General features: G+C 42.2%; 14 protein-coding genes and 1 tRNA gene. 13 read left to right on the top strand and 2 right to left on the bottom strand.

The window, feature by feature from the left end; translation table 11 throughout:
• Positions 1 to 17 precede the first annotated feature (17 nt).
• The gene (gene fbp / locus OC25_RS00805; protein ID WP_039470688.1) at positions 18 to 1,097 is read left to right on the top strand and encodes a class 1 fructose-bisphosphatase; all 1,080 of its coding nucleotides are present in this window, start codon (positions 18 to 20) and stop codon (positions 1,095 to 1,097) included.
• Here the strand turns inward: fbp and rnhA are convergent.
• On the bottom strand, positions 1,094 to 1,561 hold the full coding sequence (rnhA, locus tag OC25_RS00800) for a ribonuclease HI (RefSeq protein WP_039470686.1): 468 nt from the start codon (positions 1,559 to 1,561) through the stop codon (positions 1,094 to 1,096). The genes fbp and rnhA overlap by 4 nt on opposite strands.
• 178 nt (positions 1,562 to 1,739) lie before the next feature.
• On the opposite strand from rnhA, the gene OC25_RS00795 reads away from it, so the two are divergent.
• Positions 1,740 to 1,813, top strand: a tRNA-His gene (locus tag OC25_RS00795).
• Positions 1,814 to 1,999: 186 nt separating this feature from the next.
• On the opposite strand, the gene OC25_RS00790 is transcribed toward OC25_RS00795, so the two are convergent.
• Positions 2,000 to 3,547 carry a sulfatase family protein gene (locus OC25_RS00790; RefSeq protein WP_082018464.1) on the bottom strand — a complete coding sequence of 516 codons (1,548 nt, stop codon included), beginning with the start codon at positions 3,545 to 3,547 and terminating at the stop codon, positions 2,000 to 2,002.
• Positions 3,548 to 3,803: 256 nt separating this feature from the next.
• On the opposite strand from OC25_RS00790, the gene OC25_RS00785 reads away from it, so the two are divergent.
• From OC25_RS00785 to OC25_RS00735, 11 genes are all read left to right on the top strand, one after another.
• Positions 3,804 to 4,394 (top strand): RNA polymerase sigma factor, encoded by a 591-nt coding sequence (locus OC25_RS00785; RefSeq protein ID WP_039470685.1) that lies wholly within the window; start codon positions 3,804 to 3,806, stop codon positions 4,392 to 4,394.
• A 103-nt stretch (positions 4,395 to 4,497) separates the two neighbouring features.
• Positions 4,498 to 5,646 carry a FecR family protein gene (locus tag OC25_RS00780; protein WP_156131352.1) on the top strand — a complete coding sequence of 383 codons (1,149 nt, stop codon included), beginning with the start codon at positions 4,498 to 4,500 and terminating at the stop codon, positions 5,644 to 5,646.
• Positions 5,647 to 5,915: 269 nt separating this feature from the next.
• Positions 5,916 to 9,356, top strand: coding sequence for a TonB-dependent receptor (locus OC25_RS00775; RefSeq protein WP_039470763.1), 3,441 nt, complete (start codon positions 5,916 to 5,918; stop codon positions 9,354 to 9,356).
• Positions 9,357 to 9,396: 40 nt separating this feature from the next.
• Positions 9,397 to 10,830, top strand: coding sequence for a RagB/SusD family nutrient uptake outer membrane protein (locus OC25_RS00770; RefSeq protein WP_039470684.1), 1,434 nt, complete (start codon positions 9,397 to 9,399; stop codon positions 10,828 to 10,830).
• A gap of 47 nt (positions 10,831 to 10,877) precedes the next feature.
• Positions 10,878 to 12,077 carry a TlpA disulfide reductase family protein gene (locus OC25_RS00765; RefSeq protein ID WP_039470683.1) on the top strand — a complete coding sequence of 400 codons (1,200 nt, stop codon included), beginning with the start codon at positions 10,878 to 10,880 and terminating at the stop codon, positions 12,075 to 12,077.
• Between the two features lie 29 nt (positions 12,078 to 12,106).
• Positions 12,107 to 13,183, top strand: coding sequence for a TlpA disulfide reductase family protein (locus tag OC25_RS00760; RefSeq protein WP_052265861.1), 1,077 nt, complete (start codon positions 12,107 to 12,109; stop codon positions 13,181 to 13,183).
• 3 nt (positions 13,184 to 13,186) lie between these two features.
• Positions 13,187 to 14,269, top strand: a complete 1,083-nt coding sequence (locus OC25_RS26635) for a TlpA disulfide reductase family protein (RefSeq protein WP_052265860.1) — start codon at positions 13,187 to 13,189, stop codon at positions 14,267 to 14,269.
• A gap of 211 nt (positions 14,270 to 14,480) precedes the next feature.
• Complete coding sequence (locus tag OC25_RS00750; RefSeq protein WP_039470680.1) at positions 14,481 to 15,605, top strand: glycoside hydrolase family 88/105 protein; 1,125 nt, start codon at positions 14,481 to 14,483, stop codon at positions 15,603 to 15,605.
• A gap of 313 nt (positions 15,606 to 15,918) precedes the next feature.
• Positions 15,919 to 17,205 (top strand): kynureninase, encoded by a 1,287-nt coding sequence (gene kynU, locus OC25_RS00745; RefSeq protein WP_039470679.1) that lies wholly within the window; start codon positions 15,919 to 15,921, stop codon positions 17,203 to 17,205.
• A gap of 36 nt (positions 17,206 to 17,241) precedes the next feature.
• Positions 17,242 to 18,207, top strand: coding sequence for a tryptophan 2,3-dioxygenase family protein (locus tag OC25_RS00740; RefSeq protein WP_039470677.1), 966 nt, complete (start codon positions 17,242 to 17,244; stop codon positions 18,205 to 18,207).
• 220 nt (positions 18,208 to 18,427) lie between these two features.
• A complete protein-coding gene (locus tag OC25_RS00735; RefSeq protein WP_209435549.1) occupies positions 18,428 to 20,794 on the top strand; it encodes a hypothetical protein in 2,367 nt (788 codons plus the stop codon).
• Positions 20,795 to 20,919: the final 125 nt, after the last annotated feature.

The following is a 20,919-nucleotide window of genomic DNA, read 5'->3' as shown; positions in this document are numbered from 1 at the left end:
TAAAATATACACTAAGTATGGTTTGTGGCGTTAAAACACTAGGGCAATTTATTATAGAAAAACAGGCAGATTTTCCTTATGCCAAAGGCGAGCTTTCGAGGCTGCTGCGGGATATTGGTATTGCTGCAAAAATCGTTAACCGCGAAATTAACAAGGCAGGTTTGGTTGATATCCTCGGTGATATGGGAACCACCAATATTCAGGGCGAAGAACAAAAGAAACTGGATGTATATGCAGATGAACAGTTTATTGCTGCTTTAACTAGTGGTGGCGAATGTTGCATTGTCGCTACCGAGGAGGAAGATGAGATTATTCATATTGATTCGCCCGTTTCGCAGAATGCAAAATACATTGTGTGCATCGATCCTTTAGATGGCTCGTCAAACACGGATGTAAATGTTGCGGTAGGAACTATTTTTTCTATTTATAGACGGAAATCGGTTGAAGGCCGCGCCAGTTTAGCCGATGTGCTGCAAAAAGGTACGGAGCAGGTTGCTGCGGGCTACGTTATTTATGGTTCTTCTACCATGCTTGTTTACACTACAGGCAAAGGGGTGAACGGTTTTACCCTCGATCCATCCATTGGTGAGTTTTGTCTCTCACATCCACAGATGAAAATACCGGAAAACGGTTATATGTACTCGGTAAACGAGGGTAACTATGTGCATTTTCCGGATGGGGTGAAAAAATACATCAAATATTGCCAGGTAGAGGATGAGGCTACAAAACGCCCTTATACCTCGCGTTATATTGGTTCAATGGTAGGCGATATCCACCGCAATTTGATTAAAGGTGGTATCTATATTTATCCAACCACTGCACGCTCGCCTAAGGGAAAACTGCGCTTATTGTATGAATGCAACCCGATGGCTTTTATTATTGAGCAGGCAGGAGGCAAGGCGAGTACCGGTTTCGATCGCATACTGGATATTCAGCCAACAGAACTGCACCAACGGGTACCGGTATTTATCGGATCAAAAAATATGGTAAATAAAGCAGAAGAAATGATGCTTTTGTATACTGCAAAATCAATTTCGATTGAAGCAAAGGTAGAAAACACCTTGCAGGATTTGGGAGTAGTAGGGGGAATTGATTAGATTCCCTTAGCTCTTTCTACTTCAAATACAGTATCGATAGCAAGATTTGCTTTGTCTTGTGAGGCAAAAACCGCTAAACGGTCGCAACGCTCATTCTCGGGATGGTCGTTGTGGCCTTTTATCCAAACGAATTTCACCTTATGGAGTTTGTAGAGTTCTAGGAAGCGAAGCCAAAGGTCTTTGTTTTTCTTGTCTTTGAAATTTTTGGTTACCCAGCCAAATACCCATTTCTTTTCTACGGCATCAACCACATATTTAGAATCGGAGAAAACAGTAACCTGCTGGTTTAAACTTTTTAATGCCTCTAAACCTTTAATTACGGCAAGCAATTCCATGCGGTTGTTGGTGGTCATCCTGAAACCGCCGCTTAACTCTTTATAGTGTTGCCCGGCCCTTAAAATCGTGCCCCAACCGCCTGGTCCGGGGTTTCCGCTTGCTGCTCCGTCTGTGTAAATTTCGATCATAAACGCCGTAAAGTTATGTTTTTAGCATTAAAATAGCTTGTTTTATCTGTGGCTGAAATTTTTTTTCAAATTCAAATAATTGAATGTTAAGGAATTAAAAATTTGTTGTAAAAACTTTAGCAAAAATATTTGCAGGGAATGTTAAAAGTCGTACTTTTGTGACATCAAAAAAAACACGGTGGCTGTAGCTCAGTTGGTTAGAGTATTGGTTTGTGGTGCCGAGGGTCGTGGGTTCGAGCCCCATCAGCCACCCCGAGTTTTAAAAGCAGTTCTGAAAAGAGCTGCTTTTTTTGTTTCCGGCATATTTTTCTGCTTTACGGGTTAACAATTAAGGTTACTTATTCAATTTTTCGAAGCTCACTTATTAAGCTAGGTTGTAAAAAAGAATATCATCCTTTTTTGAGGATGATATTCTTTTAGATATTTCGTTTTATAGCCTTATTGTGCACTTGCAGTAATAGGTGTAGCGAGAATTTTTTCGGCTTCGGTGTCTTCGTATTTATCAATTTGCTTTTTCAGTTGACCCATCAAATCAGCTGTAAGTTTTTCATATCCTTTCTTGCCAAATATATTGGTGTTTTCGCCCGGATCTGCTTGTAAATCATATAATTCCCAGGTGTTTACGCGGGTATAAAAACGGATTAGCTTATACCTTTTGGTTTTAATGCCAAAGTGGGGTGATACCGCATGTTCGCCATTTTCGTAATAGTGGTAATAAATGGCATCGCGTCCTTTTGCATTTTTACCGTTAAGCAAAGGTAAAAACGATTCGCCCTGAATATCTTTCGGAATCGTAACCCCGGCAGCATCGAGCACGGTAGGAGCAATATCCATGTTTAATACAAAATCGTTTGATTTGGTGCCGGGTTTAATCACCCCAGGGTAACGCATTACCATTGGCGTTCTGAATGATTCTTCGTAAATCCAGCGCTTATCAAACCAGCCATGCTCACCCAGGTAAAAGCCCTGATCTGAAAGGTAAATTACAATGGTATTTTTAGCCAGGTCGTGTTTATCCAGGTAATCCAGCGCTCGACCAATGTTCCTATCGAGTGAGGCAGCAGTACTCAGGTAATCGCGCATGTAATGCTGATATTTCCATTCGGTTAAGGCTTTGCCAGATAAGTTTCGGGCTTTTAAATCAGCATCAATGGGTTTGTAGTAGGCATCAAATTTAGCCCGTTGGTCAGCATTCATCCGGTCTACTGATGGTTCACGCCCATTTTTGCTGTACGATAACATTTTCAGGTCGTAGCCCATTTGCATGGTTTTACTAATACTCATGTCCTGGATTTTAGCGGCCTCGCGGTTAGCGTAATCATCGTAAAAGTTGGCCGGTAGCGGAAAATTAACCTTATCGTACATGCCCATATCGCAGGTATCCGGAATCCAGGTGCGGTGTGTAGCTTTATGGCCGATTACTAAACAGAAGGGTTTGCTTTGATCTCTGCCATCTAAATATTTTTCTGCCTGATCTTCGATTACATTACTGGCATAACCGGTTATATGCTCTGTTTTCCCATCCATGGTGATAAAATCCGGATTATAGTATTGCCCTTGCCCCGGTAAAATTTTATAAAAGTCGAAACCCTGTGGCGTGCTTTCCAGGTGCCATTTGCCAATCCAGCCGGTTTGATAGCCTGCCGCCTGCAGGTTTTTTACAAATTCATTCTGGCTGCCATCAAATTTATAATTCGTATTATCCTTGAATCCATTTTTATGGCTGTATTTGCCGGTTAGTATTACTGCCCTGCTGGGGCCACAAATCGAATTGGTTACATAAGCCTTGTTAAAAATGGCACCTTCTTTCGCTATTCTATCGATATTAGGTGTTTTGGCTATTTTAGCCCCATAAGCACCTATTGCCTGGTAAGCGTGATCGTCGGATATAATAATTAAAATGTTGGGTTTTTGCTGGGCCAAAGCAGTATTTAGCTGAAAGGCCATAAAGCAGAGCATACAAGCAATGCGGGTAATTTTTTTCATTTTATTGGTTAGTAGAGATTTTGGTTTAATGGTTAAAGTTACTAATGTACGAAGCTATTCATGCCAGCTATCCAAATTAATACACGATTATTCGCTTTACTCAATCATGAGCAGGGCATAAGTTTAGGAAATATGGCTTTCAACTAAGAAATAAGGACAAATCTCTTTACAATTTTTCTTCAGATTATCGGCAGAAACAGTCACTTTTTTATTATTATTGAATGTTTTATTAAATTTAGAATACAAAATCCCGCGAATGTCTGTCTCCCCACTTTTAAATGAAAAGGAATTGTTAATCAACATAACGAGAGGCGACAGGCACGCATTTACGAGCCTTTTTAATCATTATCAAAATTTTGTTTTCAGCTTTGCCAGGCGCATTACCCATTCAGAAGACCTTGCCTTAGAAATTGTTCAGGATGTTTTTTTAAATGTTTGGAATACCAGAGAGCGTTTAGGGGAAATTGAAAGTTTTGGAGCCTATTTAAACAGGCTGGTGCGCAACCGTGCATTTAATGTACTGCGCGATCTTTCTAAAAAAGCTAACCTCAGTTTAGATTTAGCACACGCAGAAGAGGAGTCGGAAGTATCAACACTCGAGCAACTCGATTACCGTGAAACTTTAAAAATAGTAGACCAGGCTATTTCCGGACTTTCTCCGCAACAACAACTGGCTTATCAGCTTTGTCATCAGCAAGGATTAAAATATGAGGAAGCAGGCAAACAAATGGGAATTTCTCCTCAAACCGTTCATGTACACATGCGGCTGGCACTGAAGAAAATAAGAGAGCACCTGAAGAAAAATGCCATTGCTTTTCCACTGCTGGTAATGGTGTTGATGAAATAATCTTGTTGATATTCAGGTGTTTATAAAATAATTTCTTTTTGATATACCCCGGCCCGGCGCGATTGGTGTCAATGTGTTTAAATACGAAAGTAAAATTAACGCTATGGCAATCCAGACAACAAGGCTTAAAGAATTATTGCAGCTGTACTTATCGGCAAAGGCAACAAAACTTGATGAAATGGAACTATGGGATTTTGTAGATGATCCCAGTTATGAACAGGAGATAGATACCCTGCTGGAAGAGCTTATTCAAAATCAGGTTGATGAGCATCAGCTAACGGAGAGCCAAAGTACCCGGATCCTGGAACAGATATTTAGCCATGGCGACAGCAAAACTAGTCTGCGGAAATTATGGATCAATATAGCCATAGCAGCTACACTAACTGTTATTGTTGGTTTGGGGATTTTAATTTACAGCCTGAGTACAGCCCCTGCGGTAGATTTTACGCAGGATATATCAGCCGGAAAAAACGGGGCAACACTTACGCTGGCCGGTGGGAAAAAGATATACATTAACGATATGACTTCGGGAAAAACCGACGATGTTTCCGGATTAGTGATCGTAAAACATCAGAATGGCGAAATTATCTGTCAAACTACTTGTAGGCCGGGCGGGCAAATAGCTTACAACCGTTTGGCCACCTCAAATGGCGAGAAGATTAAAGTGATTTTACCAGACGGCTCAGTGGTTTTGATGAATGCAGCTTCTTCTATCATTTATCCTTCAACATTTGCAGGGATGAAAAACAGGTCGGTTGAACTATCTGGAGAGGCCTATTTTGAAATTACTAAAGATAAGAGTCATCCATTTATTGTTAAAACAGCAGGGCAGGAAATTAGGGTATTGGGCACGCATTTCAATGTAAACGATTATAATCAAACTGCAGGAACCAGAACAACCTTACTGGAAGGAAGCGTTAAGATTAATAACAGTTATTTGCTGAAACCGGGCGAGCTGGCCGTTAACAAAGCAGGATCGGTTAAAGTAGTTGAAGCAGATCTGGAAAGTGAAATGGCCTGGGTTAAAAATGAGTTTTATTTTCGGGCCGAACCACTCGAAAATGTGATGACGATTATTGCACGCTGGTATAACGTAGAAGTGAGCTATCAGGATGAAGAAATTAAGCATATTCCGCTCATAGGCCGCATTTCAAGAACCAAATCCTTAGCGGCAGTTTTGGAACGCCTGGCAGAGGCCGGACATCTCAGATTTAAAATAGAAGACAGAAAAGTAACCGTTCTGCCTAATTAATAACCAATAAATCATATCAACTAAAAACCAAACTAACTAAAATGAAAAGAAATCTACGACAGCAGAGTTAACGGAAAAACAGGGCTTTAATGAAGGATAATGGTGCTGCGAACACCACTATCCGTGAGTTTGAGCCCTTCCCGAAATCGGGAATCAGAAATATTTAGCAACAGTTTCCAATCAACTCAAACCTAAACAAAAGTATGCAAATTTATGCTTTTAACCTAGGCATGGCCCGGCTGCGGCTGCCTAATAAAATCCTATTGACTATGAAATTGGTCATCTTTATCCTCACAGCCACTTTATTACAGGTTTCGGCGGCTTCTTTTGGCCAAAAAGTAACCTTAAATGAAAAAAATGCCTCTCTCGAATCTATCATTACCAAAATCAGAACCCAAACAGGATATGACTTTGTGTTCGACTTCCGGTTGCTCGAATCGGCGGGCAAAGTGAACGTGAATGTTAAAGATCAGGACCTGAATGAAGTATTGAAAAAGGTATTCGACCAACAATTCGATTATACCATTAAAGACAAAATTATTGTCTTAAACAAAAAATCAACCTCTATACTGGATCGCATTAAAGAGGTGTTTGCAAACACCGATATGCACGGCAGGGTAGTAGATGAAGATGGAAGGCCCATTCCGGGGGTAACCGTTAGGGAAAAAGGTAATTTAAAAAATACCGTGAGTACCAATGCACAAGGTTTTTTTACCATTGATGTACCTGCAAATGCCACGCTGATTTTTTCTTATGTTGGCTATAGCACCAAAGAACAGCCGGTAAGTGCAAATATGGTGGTGAATTTGCAGCTTCGGGAGAATAAACTTCAGGAAACTGTGGTGGTGGGCTATGGTACTGCACGCAGAAAAGATTTAACCGGATCAGTATCATCGGTAGATATGAAAGAAGTACGCAATGTACCTTTTGCCACGATAGACCAGGCACTTACCGGAAAGGCTGCTGGTGTGCAGGTTGTGCAGGCCGATGGTTCTCCCGGTGGGGTTGCCAAGATCAGGATCAGGGGCGGAACTTCGCTCATGTGCGGAAACGATCCGCTTTACATCATTGACGGGGTACAGGTGCAGGTGCAAAACCGTTACCAGGCAGGAGCGGCAGATATTGTGAGTCCTGTAGAAAGAGGTGGTAACGATGATCCTAATTTTACTGTTGCGGGCTCTTTTGCCCGTGGTTTAAACAGCTTAGGGGGGCTTAATATCAACGATATTGAGACAATCGATATCCTAAAAGATGCATCTGCCACAGCTATTTACGGCTCTCGTGCTGCGAACGGCGTGGTAATTATTACCACTAAAAAAGGAAAATCCAATCAGAAACCAGTACTCGAAGCCAACTATTATAGCGGTTTATCAATGCCTGAAAAGGAAAAGGTATTAAACAGAGACCAATATATAGCCGTGGTAAAGGAAGCTGCAAAAAACCTGAATGATGCCCGTGCGGCGGCAGTACCTGTTCTTGCACCTAACGCCCTGGCTACGCAGATACTCAACGATCCGAACTATTTTGGTACGGCCAATACCGACTGGATGGATTTGGTGTTGCGCAATGCGTTTACCTATAATGCCGATGTTTCGGTAAGGGGTGGCGGAACTGGATCTACCTACTACAGTTCTGTTACATACAATAAAAACCAGGGTACGGTAATTGGAACAGATTATTCGCGGGTAGCCGGAAAAATAAGTCTGGATAATGAAATCAGTAAGAAGTTACGTTTTAATACCAACCTCGATTATGGTTTCATGACCAACAACATTACCAACGGAATTTACACCCAGGCCATGTTTGCACCTCCAACGGTCGAACCTTTCAATGCAGATGGCAGTGTTAAAGTTATCGATCCTGCTACTTTGGGGGCTTACGCTTATGAGGGCTTTCAAAATCCGCTGGTATTAACCAAAGGCGTTAACCGTTCTAACGCGATCTTTCTGATCGGAAGCATTGCCGGCGAATATGATATCCTGAAAGATTTAAAATTCAGAAGTTCGGTAGCCATAAACTACAACAACTACCGCCAAACCAATTATATCCCCAGTACTGCATCAATAGCCACTTCAAACGGATCGGGCAGCTCTAACAATGGTATTGCAACACAATCACAATCGCAGCAAACCAATACGTTTTTTGAAAATACCCTTACTTATAACAAGGATTTTAACGAAAACAACAGGTTAAATGTGGTATTCGGTACTTCGTTGCAGATTACCAAATCAAATGCTTTTTCTGCAAGCGGTCAGGGCTTTCCCGATGATACCTATTTGAACAACCTGTCGTCGGCTGCGGTAACCCTTCCGGCTACCGGCACATCAGATCAGAATTCGCTGCTGAGTTTTTACATGCGTGCAGCATACAACCTTTACGATAAGTATCTTTTTACCTTTACCGGCCGATCAGATGCATCTTCTAAGTTTCCTGAAGCCAACCGGGTAGGTTATTTCCCCTCAGGCGGATTGGGATGGAGAATTTCTAAAGAAAACTTTCTAAAAAATGTAAAATGGATCGACGAAATTAAATTACGTGCAAGTGCAGGTTATACCGGAACGCAAAACATTGGCGATAATTTATTTTATACCCTTTATTCGCCGGTTTCCTATGCCGGACTCAATGGCCTTTCGCCCAGTCAGCTGGGCAACCCCCGCTTAAAATGGGAATCTACGTTACAGCGTGACGCCGGAATTGACTTCTCTTTTTTCAACGGCAGGTTTCGTGGTGGATTCGGTTATTATGAAAAGCGTACCAAAGATGTGCTCTTCCCGATTACCGTGGCGGCCAGTTCGGGTTATACAGGTGTAACCGCTAATATTGCCAATATTCGCAACCGCGGACTGGAGCTCGAACTAAGCGGAGATTTTATCCGAAATAAAAACTTTCAATGGTCCGGAACATTAAATATCTCAGGTAACCGCTCTAAAGTATTGGCCTTATCTAACGATGTTTCCGATCCCAATAATCCGCAGGTTTATCAATACGGCAATACCGTGTTAAAAGTTGGCGAGCCTATTGGTTTGCTTTACGGCCGGGTATTCGATAAAATTTTAAGTACCCAGGCAGAGGTAAATGCCTATAAAAACGGTAACCTGCTTGCCATGTTTGGCAGTTATCCTTATCTGGGCATTGGCGATGCCAGCTATATTCTGGAAGATATTGGAGGCGGTTACCGCTATTTCAAAGATGATATTATTGGCCGTGCCGAACCCAAATACTATGGCGGTTATACCAACAGGTTAAGCTATAACGCATTTAGTTTAACGGCGCTGGCTACTTTCTCTTACGGTGGCGACATCTATTACCTGGCCGATGTGCAAAATCAGGATATGGGTAAAAGAACCAATAAAGGCGTGGCTATCCTCGGGCGCTGGACACCGGATAACCCCAATGCCACGAGGCCCCGTTTAATACAGGGCCAAAGCTCTTATGCCTATGCAGCCAGTAACAACGTGTACGATGCCTCTTTCATTAAGTTAAAATCGGTAACCTTTGCTTATCAGTTGCCTAAGCAACTTACCGACAGGTTAAAGATTAATGGCTTGTCTGCCTATGTTTCAGCTACTAATTTATTCACCATTACCAACTATCCGGGGGTAGATCCCGAAACCAGTAACGACCCTTACAGCTTAATTGGCGGGTACAGCGATTCGGGCGGATATCCCTATGTAAGGCAGTTTAGTGTTGGCGTAAGAATAGGCTTATAATCAGATCAACCAGGTATTTACTAATATCAAAACAATAAACATGAAAACATTATATAAACTATTGCTGTTGGGTTCGGTGCTTACGGTACTCTATAGCTGTGGAAAAGAGCTGGGGGCATTGCCTAAAAATGCCAAGGTCGAAGAAAATACCATTCTTGATCAGGCAACGGCTCAAATTGCCTTAAATGGTGCATATTACAACTTTGCCAATGCCACTACCACAAGGGCTAACTGGCAACAACACCAGCTCCTGCCTGCAACATTAGCCGGCTATCTGGGGTACGGATATGGACCGCTTCCGCAAGAAGATAATCAAAACACAAGCGTATCGGGTGTTTACTGGGAAGAATCATATAAAGCCCTTAATGCCGCTAACGGAGTAATTAAAGGAGTAAATGCATTGGCCGATAATGCCTTTACAGCTAACCGTAAAAAGGAAATACTAGCCGAAGCTAAGTTTATCCGGGCTTATGCTCATTTCAAACTGCTAAGCTATTATGCCGAGTGGTATAAAATTAACAGTACCCAGGGGGTATTGCTTCGCGATGAGCTTTCTACCTTAAGCAATATCACCAAAAAACGAAGTACAGTAAAAGAAAGTTTTGATTTTATCTTAGCCGATCTTGACGAATCTATTGCTAACGGACCAGCAAACAATCCAGGCTATTACGCTACAAAATGGGCTGCAATGGCATTGAAGATGCGGGTGCTGATTAACCGCGGAGCCGCCGGCGATTATGCCGAAGTAATCAAGCTGGCCGATAATATCCTTCAAAATAGTCCGTATGTATTGGAAAGCAGCCAGCAGAACCTTTTCCGTACCGCTGCGCTTGCCAGTAAAGAAGTAATTTTAGGCATTAAACCGCAGGCACTCCAGGCGGCCGACCCTTACAGCAAAAGCAGGCAGTACTGGCCTGGTGCTTCTTCCCTTTATGTAGCCAAAAGCAAGTTAAGAGATTTATATGCGGGTGATCCCCGCCAGGGCTGGGTAATTGGCATCGCCAATCCCTCAACTTCGGCACCCAATACCTATTATTTTACCAAATATCAGGTGGTAGGGGGCACGCCATCTGTTACAAGCGAAACCGATTACGCCTTCCGTTTAACAGAAGTTTACCTGCTCAAAGCAGAAGCCATTGTACGCGCTGGCGGAAGTTTGGAAGATGCCAAAACACTGGTTCACCTTATTCAGGAAAAAGCTGGTTTAACAGTGGTGAATGCTCCTTATCAGGCTGTTACCACTGCTGCAAGCCCTGCTGCGCTTCTGGAAGAGATTTATAAGGAAATTTCGAGAAGCCTTGTGGCAGAAGACGGAAGTGAATGGATGGCTTTACTTCGGTTGCCTTTCGAAACAGTGAAAATTTACAAACCCAGCATTTCGAGCCAGATTCAATACATTTTACCTGTTCCACTCAACGAATTTCGCTACAATCCGGAGTTTGGCGAACAAAATACAGGCTACGCAGCTAATTAATTGATTTAACCACAGGCCAGCATAAACTGGTTGATAAAAAATATAACATGAAAAAATATCTGATAACATTCACCTTGCTCATTACGGTATGGGCTACCCAGGCACAGGAAGCAGGCTTTACGCTACAGGGCAAGATAAAAGGAATTACTACAGGGAAAATTAAGCTTTCATACAGGATTAATGATGAGCAGTTTGTGCAGGATAGTGCTGCGGTTCAAAACGGAACTTTTGCATTTAAAGGAGTTTTAACAGAACCTGTTGAAGCCTACATTTCGAGCGACAAAGCTGGCAGGGATTTCGATGATCCCAACCGGGGTATGTTTTTCCTTTCCCCTGGAAATTTAACTATTGAACTTAATGCAGGCCACTTCAGTGCATTAAAAGTAACAGGTTCGGCAACACAGGATGAATCGACAGCGCTGAAAAAACAAAAAAAGGACCAGATCGATCAAATGAACGTGCTTTCTGCTGCATATAACAACGCTAACATGGCTTACATCAATGCCAAAAAAGCAGGAAAAACAGAAGAAGAACTTGAAGCCCTTAAAGAAATAGCCACCCAGGCCAAAGACCGGATGGATCCGGTTAGGGAAGAGATGGACAAGGTAGACATGTCTTTTATTAAAACTCATCCAGATTCTTATCTCACCGCATATTTATTGCGTTGGAAAGTAAGTGGCATGCCGCTTAACGAGGGCAAGGCCATTTATACCAGACTTTCTGACCGGATTAAAAATAGTGAATATGGCAAAGAGATTGGAAAAGAGATCAAAAGCCTTGAAGGTGGTTCGCCAGGTAGCGTGGCATCGGTTTTTGCGGTGAACGATATCAATGGACAGCCGATTAGCCTGGCCGATTTTAAAGGTAAAAAATATGTGCTGCTCGATTTCTGGGCGAGCTGGTGTGTGCCTTGCCGCAAGGTCAATCCTCATTTAATTGGTCTCTATAATAAATACAAAGATAAAGGCTTGGAAATCATTGGTGTATCAGACGATGACAGTAATCTTGCTGCCTGGAAAAAAGCTGTAGATCAGGATAAGATAGGTATCTGGAAACATGTATTGCGCGGTTTGAAACGAACACAAACGGGTTACGATAAATCAGCCGACATTAGCGAACCTTATGCAATCCATACGCTTCCTACCAAAATTTTAATCGATAAAAACGGAGTGATCATTGGCCGGTATGGCGGTGGTGGCGAAGGCGATGAAGCCATGGACAAAAAGCTGGCAGAAATATTTAACTAATCAATCATTAAAATAAGAAAATGAAATCAATGAAAACTGTATTAACAGGCTGCATGCTATTGGCGGCAGCTACAGCCTTTGCTCAGAACGCTCAGGTAAAAGGCAATATAAAAGGTTTGGGCAATGTAGAAGTTAAACTCTACTATTATGAAGGTGCCGAACAAAAAACCGGTACGATTAAAACCACCGATGGTAAATTTGAGTGGACGGGTAAAATGCCTGAAGCCCAGAAAGTAACGCTCATGTTTCCTAATCGCGCGGCCTGGGTTTATCTCGAGCCCGGTAATATTTCGATAACCGGAACGGCAGATTCGCTGCACTTGCTTAAAGTTTCGGGTTCCAAAACACAAAAAGAAGCCGATGATTTTGAAGCCACTCAGGAACCTTTAAACAAACAGTTAATGCCTTTATATGCGGTTTATGGCAAAGGAACCGATGAAGAAAAACTGGCACGTGAAGAAAAGATTTCTGCAATAAGAAATGAAATGCGCCAAATGGAAAATAAATACATTGCTGCGCATCCCGAAAGTGCATTCAGTACCAGTCTGGTAACCGAACGTGCCGGTATGGGTAATTACAAAGATATTCAGGCAATTTACGATCTGCTTGGCCAGAAGGCAAAGGCCAGTGCATCAGGTAAAAGGCTTGAAGAACGGTTAGCGGTTTTAAAACGCAGCAGCATTGGCGAGCAGATGCTCAATTTTACACAGAACGATGTAAACGGAAGTCCGGTAAACTTTGCGGCTTTTAAAGGAAAATACGTTCTGGTCGATTTTTGGGCAAGCTGGTGTGGCCCTTGTCGTGCAGAAAATCCCAATGTGTTAAAGGCCTACAACACCTATAAAGACAAAAACTTTACTGTTGTAGGGATTTCTCTCGACGATAAAGGCGAAAACTGGAAAAAGGCCATCAAAGATGACAATATGCCCTGGACCCAGCTTTCTGATTTAAAAGGCTGGAAAAACGAGGTTTCGCAGTACTATGGCATCAATGGTATTCCAAGCACTTTACTTGTCGATCCGCAGGGAAAAATTATTGCAAAAGACTTGCGTGGTGAACTGTTGAACAAGAAACTGAGGGAATTATTCGAAGAAAAATCAAAATAAAACATGAGCAAAAAGTTTTTATATGGTATCCTGCTAATGGCCTTGCCGGCCATTGCAGGTGCACAGGCCGTAAATTATTCGATTAACGGTCAGGTAAAAGGTTTAAAAAATGGCGAAGTTGAGCTTAGCAGTTACGATATAAGAACCCGGGTCTCGCAACAATTGGGTACTGCCAAAATCACCAATGGAAAATTTACTGCAAAAGGCCACTTGGCCGGTGCCCAGATGGTTTCTTTAAATCTCAAACCAGGCAACTGGGGTACACAGTTCTTTATTGATGGTGGTGCCATTCAAGTACAGATAGACACCACCGGTGCACAACATTACGATTATACCAAATATGGCATGCAGAAAGGGGCAAGTCTTAAAGCAGTAAAAGTAACTGGTTCTGCCGGGCAAACAGATTTTGAACGATACCAAAAGGCAGGTGCAGGTACTGATAGGGAAGCGGCCGCTGCTAAACAACTTGCTTTTATTAAACAATATATCGGACAAAAAACATTGTCGGTTGCAGGACCATACATGCTAAACCAGTATTATTTATTCAACACTGATTTACCTTTGGCAGATTTTGAAAGCATGCTGGCCAGGTTTGAGGGGCCGGCAAAACAATCTGTTTATTTTAGTAACCTGCAACAAGAAGTAGACGAGATTAAGGCCGTTTTACCTGGGCAACTGGCCGAAGATTTTACGCTTTTAAAGCCCGACAGCAGTAAATTTACGCTTTCCTCGCTCAGAGGTAAATATGTGCTGCTCGATTTTTGGGCCAGCTGGTGCAAACCTTGCCGTGAAGCCATTCCGCACTGGAAAGAAGTTTACGCCAGGTACAAAGACAAAGGCTTTGAAATAGTGGGAGTTACCAACGATAACAAGTGGGATCTCTGGAAAAAGGCAATGGACCAGGAAAAGATGGATTGGATTCAGGTAGCTGATGAGTTTCCGGTAAAAAATATGCCCGCCAGAATTGTGAGTAAATATAAATCGCGCACAATTCCGCTGTATGTGTTATTGGATAAGGAAGGGAAAATTCTGGTTAAAACCGATAATAAAGCCGAAATCGATCAAAAACTGAGCACGCTTTTATAGCTTGTTGCATTAAACATGCTGGTTTACCGCCAGATTACGATGGAGGTAGACCAGCTGTGTTGCTCCATTTTCAGTAAATAACATAATTGTTGTTACACAAACGTTTGTGCAGGATTTGTTAATTGGGCTAATTAAATTACTTCATATTTTAGAAGAAATATACTCAATCCTTAGTCTAAAATAACAACCCAAACCAGTACAAATCAATATTATGCGTAAAATTTTATTCCTGTTACTTTTTAGTTATACTATTTCTGTTCAGGCACAATGGTTAAGAGCTGATAGCATTTTTGCCCGGATGAAAAGTGTAGCCGACTGGCAATGGAAAACTTTAGAAAAAGATGGCTGGAAAAATCCCAGAAAAGACTGGACCTCTGGCGCCATGTATACCGGGATGATGGCCTTTGCAGGGCTGAATAAAACCGATGTTTACTACCAGAAACTCATTCAGGTTGGCGAAGATAATAAATGGCAAATAGGCCGCCACCGCCATTTTGCCGACGATTATTGTGTTGGGCAACTCTATTCGCAGCTGTATAGCATTTACAAGCGACCCGAATACATTGCCGATTTTAAAAGCTTAGCCGATTCGGTAGTGATTTTACCGCATACCGAATCGTTGGAATGGAAAAAGAACATTCAGTTAAGGGAATGGGCCTGGTGCGATGCTTTATTTATGGGACCTCCGGCGCTGGCCTATTTAAGCCAGGCCACAGGCGATATGAAATATCTGGATAAAGCTTCCGAACTGTGGTGGAAGTCAACTGCTTATTTGTACGATAAGAAAGAGCACTTGTTCTATCGCGATAGCCGATATTTCGATAAAAGGGAAAAGAATGGTACTAAAGTATTTTGGGCACGTGGAAATGGCTGGGTAATTGCCGGATTGGTGAGGGTACTTGCCAACATGCCGCAAAACCATCCTGATTATAAGCGTTTTGTAAAGCTGTATAAAGACATGTCGCGCCGCTTGGCAAAGCTGCAACAAGAAGATGGCACCTGGCATGCCAGTTTGTTAGACCCCGAAAGCTATCCAAGTAAAGAAACCAGCGGAACAGGATTTATTGCTTATGCTATAGCCTGGGGCGTAAACAATGATCTGTTGCCTTTAACCAAATATGAAAGCACATTAAATAAAGCCTGGGCTGCGCTCAGTACCTCAGTACACGATGATGGCAAGCTGGGTTATGTACAGGCGCAGGGCGCTGCACCAGATAAAGTGGGTTATGACGATACTGATGTGTATGGTGTAGGCGCCTTTCTGTTAGCCGGAACAGAACTTTTTAAATTGAAAATAAGTCAGGGAAGCCGACTTAGGCTTAAAATAGATCAGTAACCATTACTACTGGTTCTGCCCGGTTTTTCCTGATCAAATAATTAAAGAAGCCGCAATAAGTTTATTATATACTTATCGCGGTTATTTTTTGCTTTCCTGTTTTTGAATATTTGCTACAATAATTTTTTTGCGCTACATTAGCTCCGTATTTATGGTAAATATTCTTAAAAATATCATCAATAGACCTTCTTAATTCAGGCAACGCCTGAAAAGCTGCGCTATGTGCAGTTTATTTTAATTATTTTTATTTCAACACGTGCTGCCGGTAGTTTTTGTGCTATCGTTCAGTTTCATTATACGTAATTTTAAAAACATGATTTTTGAAAATAGTTTGGCATTTGCCCAAAGTATGGATCAGCAGGATCCCTTAAGCCATTTGCGCGATGAGTTTTTCTTTCCTCAGCAAAATGGAGAGCCCTTTATTTACTTATGCGGAAATTCTCTTGGTCTTCAGCCTAAAACAGCAAAAAAATACATCGATCAGCAACTTTATAACTGGCAAAATCTGGCAGTAGAAGGTTGGTTTGAAGGAGATACCCCCTGGATGTTTTTTCATAAAGCCCTTAAAGAACTTATGGCACCTATTGTTGGAGCGAGTAGTCAGGAAGTTTCGCCAATGAACACCTTAACCGTTAACCTGCACTTGCTGATGGTGAGCTTTTACAAGCCAAAAGCCCAAAGGTTTAAAATTATCATGGAAGCCGGTGCCTTTCCTTCAGATCAGTATGCAATTGAAAGCCAGGTGCGTTTTCACGGTTACGATCCCAAAGAGGCCATTATTGAAGTGAGTCCCAGAGCTGGCGAATACACTTTAAGAACAGCCGATATTTTAGCAAAGATTGCCGAACATGGCGATGAAATTGCCCTCGTACTGTTTGGCGGAATCAATTACTTTACCGGCCAATGGTACGATATGCCGGCCATTACCAAAGCCGGCCATGAGGTTGGTGCTGTAGTGGGCTTTGATTTAGCCCATGCTGCGGGTAATGTGCCTTTGCAATTACATGATTGGGAAGTAGATTTTGCCTGCTGGTGCTCTTACAAATATCAAAATTCTGGTCCGGGTGGTATTAGCGGTATTTTTGTGCACGAAAAGCATTTTACCGATACCAGTTTAGATCGTTTTGCCGGATGGTGGGGCTACCAGGAACAGGAAAGGTTTAAAATGACCAAAGGTTTTGTGCCCGAGGTTGGTGCCGATGGCTGGCAGGTAAGCTGTACACAGGTGATCCCGATGGCGCTTTACTATGCCTCATTGCAGATTTTTGAAAAAGCAGGGTTTATTGCGCCGCTGAGGGAAAAAAGTAAGCAATTAACCGCTTACCTCAGTTATATCATTAAAGAAATAAATGGTATACTGGGCGAAGAACAATACCAGATTATTACCCCCGAAACAGAGGACGATCGTGGTGCACAGTTATCTATCATTGCCAAACATCAGCCAAAGGTAATATTCAAGGCCTTAATGGATCACAATATCCTTGGCGACTGGCGCGAACCCAATGTAATCAGGTTAAGTCCGGTTCCGCTTTACAATAGTTTTGAAGATGTTTTTAAAACAGGCTCTGTGTTATTAAATATAAGCAAAACGCTGATCTGATTTTACCAACATTATTATTGATCAAAAAATGAAATTATGGAACTGACTCCTGAAATTACCGACCGCCTGCTCAAGCTGGAGGAAAAATATACTGCAATGGGCCAGGATATGGGCTCCTATCTGGATGGCTTGCTTTATGCCGATTTTTTAACCTATTGGGATTATATCCACCTCGATACGCTTTTAAGCCTGCAAAACCCTAAAACACCTTTTCCTGATGAGGAAATCTTCATCATGTACCATCAGATTACGGAGCTGTACTTTAAGCTAACGCTTCACGAATGCAGGCAAATTGCCGAACATACTGAGCTTACCGCTGCGTTTTTTACCACGCGGGTTAAAAGGATCAACGCTTATTTTAATGCTTTAACCACTTCGTTTGAAGTAATGGTTGATGGCATGGATAAAGAACAATTCCTGAAATTCAGGATGTCGCTGCTACCGGCCAGTGGTTTTCAGTCTGGCCAATACCGCATGATCGAGATTTGTGCAACCGATTTTAACCGCCTGGTTGATAAAAGCAAGCGCACAGAACTGGCCAATGCAAGTATCGAGGAGCAATTTGAACATATTTACTGGAAGTTTGGTGCTACAGAACTGGCCTCAGGAAAACAAACCTTAACCTTAAAGCAGTTTATTAAAAAATACGCCGGACAGTTTTTACAGCTCGCCAAAGAAAGGGTCGCAACCAATTTCTCAGCGCTGTATTTACAGTTGCAAGCCAAGGGTGAAGATGTATCGGCACTGGCCGAAGAACTAAGGAAGCTGGATTTATACGTAAATGTAGAGTGGCCACTTTCACATTACAAATCTGCCGTGCGCTATCTGGAAAAAGATCCGGTTGATGTTGCCGCTACAGGTGGTACCAACTGGCAGAAATATTTGCCTCCCCGTTTCCAGAAAAGAATTTTCTATCCCTATTTGTGGACAGAGGAGCAGATGGAAGAGTGGGGCAAAGGCTGGGTACTGGAAGTGCTAAAAAGCCAGCGGAGAGAGAAATAGTAAAATCGAATAGAAGTTTGTCACGTTGAGCCTGTCGAAACGCTCCATAGTATATTTAGGAAGTTCCTTCGACAAGCTCAGGATGACAAGCTATTTTTTTGACGCTCTCTTTTTCGCCATCAGCTTACAGCTACAATACATGGCAAAAAAAGCATCGGTTTTAATTAAAATAATGGTGGTTTAATTTGGGTTCAATTAAGAACTTTATTTATTCGTTATCTTGTTCAATAACCTCGGACACGATTTCGATAAACACAAACACACAAATGAAACCTTAATTAACCAAAAAATGTCGTTACCACATTGCCGAAAACTAAAGAAACCTATTTTCCTGCTGCTTGCCTCCATGAGTTTATGGGGAAGTAAAGTTTACGCCCAAACCGAATTTTCTACCAATTACCTTAAAATCAGAATTGACCAGAAAGGTTATATCACCAGCTTTAAAAATACCACCAAAAAAACATCCGGCGAATTTAGCCCCGCCGATAAGCCCTCGCCTTTATTGAGTTTATACAGCAGTAGCCGCAAAAAGTATTATTTGCCAACAAAAGCGGTTTACAACAAAGGCAAAGCAAGCCTCGCCTTGTTTTATGCAAATGGCTCTGTAGCAACCGTTAAATTCGAACCTCAGAAAATGTATTTCAGGTTAAGTTTGGTTTCGCTTACCAACCGTAAAGAAATAGACGATATTCAATGGGGGCCTTACCATACTACCATCGATAACCTTTTTGGCGATGTGATTGGGGTAGCCAGAGATACCAGCGCAGCAGTAAATTATGCCATTGGTGCTTTAGCACTAAACGATGCCACAACCGGAGGTAAATCGACCAATATTGGCGATTGTGCCCCTTTTCAGTATATGATTCACAGTCCGGATAAAAAGCGTTTTCCTTTGCCGGCAGATTTAAAAGAAGGGCAGCTTTTTGCCATTGGTGGCGATGGAAAAAACGATGTGGCTTTTTACTCACACCCAGAACCTTACTACCGGATTTTGTATGGGAATTCGGCTGATATTGACGAAAAGGGCAGAGTTTCTATCGTTTATCACGCATCAGACAGACGCAAAGGTAAAACCATTTCATTCTCGTTAATTCCTTTTTTACCTACCAATAAACCCAACCATATTGAAGTAGAACCTTTGCCAGATGTTGATTACATTGGATCCAAAATAGCGCTATGGGGAAGCCCTGATAGTATTGCTTTAATGACGGTGATTAAAAACATTGTAAAAGCCGAAGGTTTACCATATCCAACAGTAAACGGTAAATGGATTAAAGATCCGGCTGCTTATTTAAACGATGTTGCCACTGGCGGTGGCAACTGTGATAGTGTTATTGCCTATACCCAAAGGCTTGGATTTAAAGCCGTACAATGGGAACATGAGCCCATGTTTGGTATCGATAGGGGCAATAAAGGCTATATTGACGGATTTTCTTTCGAGAAAAAGCCACTCAAATATACTGATGGAAATAAATCGCATAAAGACTTTACCGATATTTCTAATCCGCTGGGTGTTTGGGCCGGATTTCATACCATTACCACGGCATTAAGGCAGGGTACCAAAGATGTAAGCCCAATACCGAGCAAAGACCTGGCCTATCAGGTAAAAAGAATCCTGGCTAAAGCGATTAGCCCTGCAGATACCGTTATTGAAGTTACCGACCCTACTTATCTGGAAGAAATTGCCAGCTGGGAAGGGCATACCGAGCATTTAAACATGATAAAAATCGGTAACGAAATTATTTATTATCAAGGCGTATCTAAAACTGCACCCTACAGGTTACAGCATGTAAAAAGGGGGTACTGGAAAACCATTGCGGGCAACCATAGCCAAGGAGATACCATTTATAAGCTGCAGGTTTCTATCGGTTCGGGTTACGATGGAATTATCCCCAATATGAAGCTGCAAGATTCTGTAGCCATGTATTATGCCGATATGAGCAAGATTAACGGCATTTACTACCACGACTGGGACGGGCAGGAGTTTCTGTTTAACCAGGGCCATGGTTACTATGCCGTAAAGCGTTTTCACCGTCAACTGTTTGACCGGGCTGCCCAACATAAACTACCCGATCTTCGCATCATGGGCGCCACACTCTCAGAAGGCTCGTGGCATTACCAATCTGTTTGGAATGTGGGTGGCGGTACCAATATGTACGATGTTAAACAGCGCAAATGGGGTAGTTCAACCTCCGAAGGAAAAGACTTGCGCGATGTGGCCTATGCCAATTATTTTCCTGCAACCTTTGGGATGAATTTTCAGCTTACACCAAGCTCAAAAGTGGCCGATTATGAGCATATTCAAGCCATTTCAATAGGCGCAGGGGCAACCTACCAGCTCCACATATCTAAAACATCAGTAGAGGGCTGTCCGCAGAAAGATCAGATTTTTGCGGCTATCCGTACCTGGGAAAATGCAAAGGCAGCCAATGCTTTTCCAAATCACATTAAAACCGGGTTGGCCGATCCATCAAAAGACTGGCACCTCGAAGCAATTGATCAAAACCATTGGAACCTGTATCCAATGTACAACGGCCAAAAAGGTAAAGCCATTGTTTTAAGCAGGGATGTTAAAGGTGGTTATTAAAAAACGTCTTTGGCATCAGTAATTGAATTTTTAACCAAATAGTATACTGTGCTGCGTGGAGTGTGTCCGGATCTGGCTGGATGCGCTCCGCAAAAGCAGTGTTTTGAGGGTAATGTATTGAAAGA

This window comes from Pedobacter kyungheensis, assembly GCF_000812965.1.
Taxonomy (GTDB): domain Bacteria; phylum Bacteroidota; class Bacteroidia; order Sphingobacteriales; family Sphingobacteriaceae; genus Pedobacter; species Pedobacter kyungheensis.
This window is presented reverse-complemented; position numbering and strand designations above follow the sequence as displayed.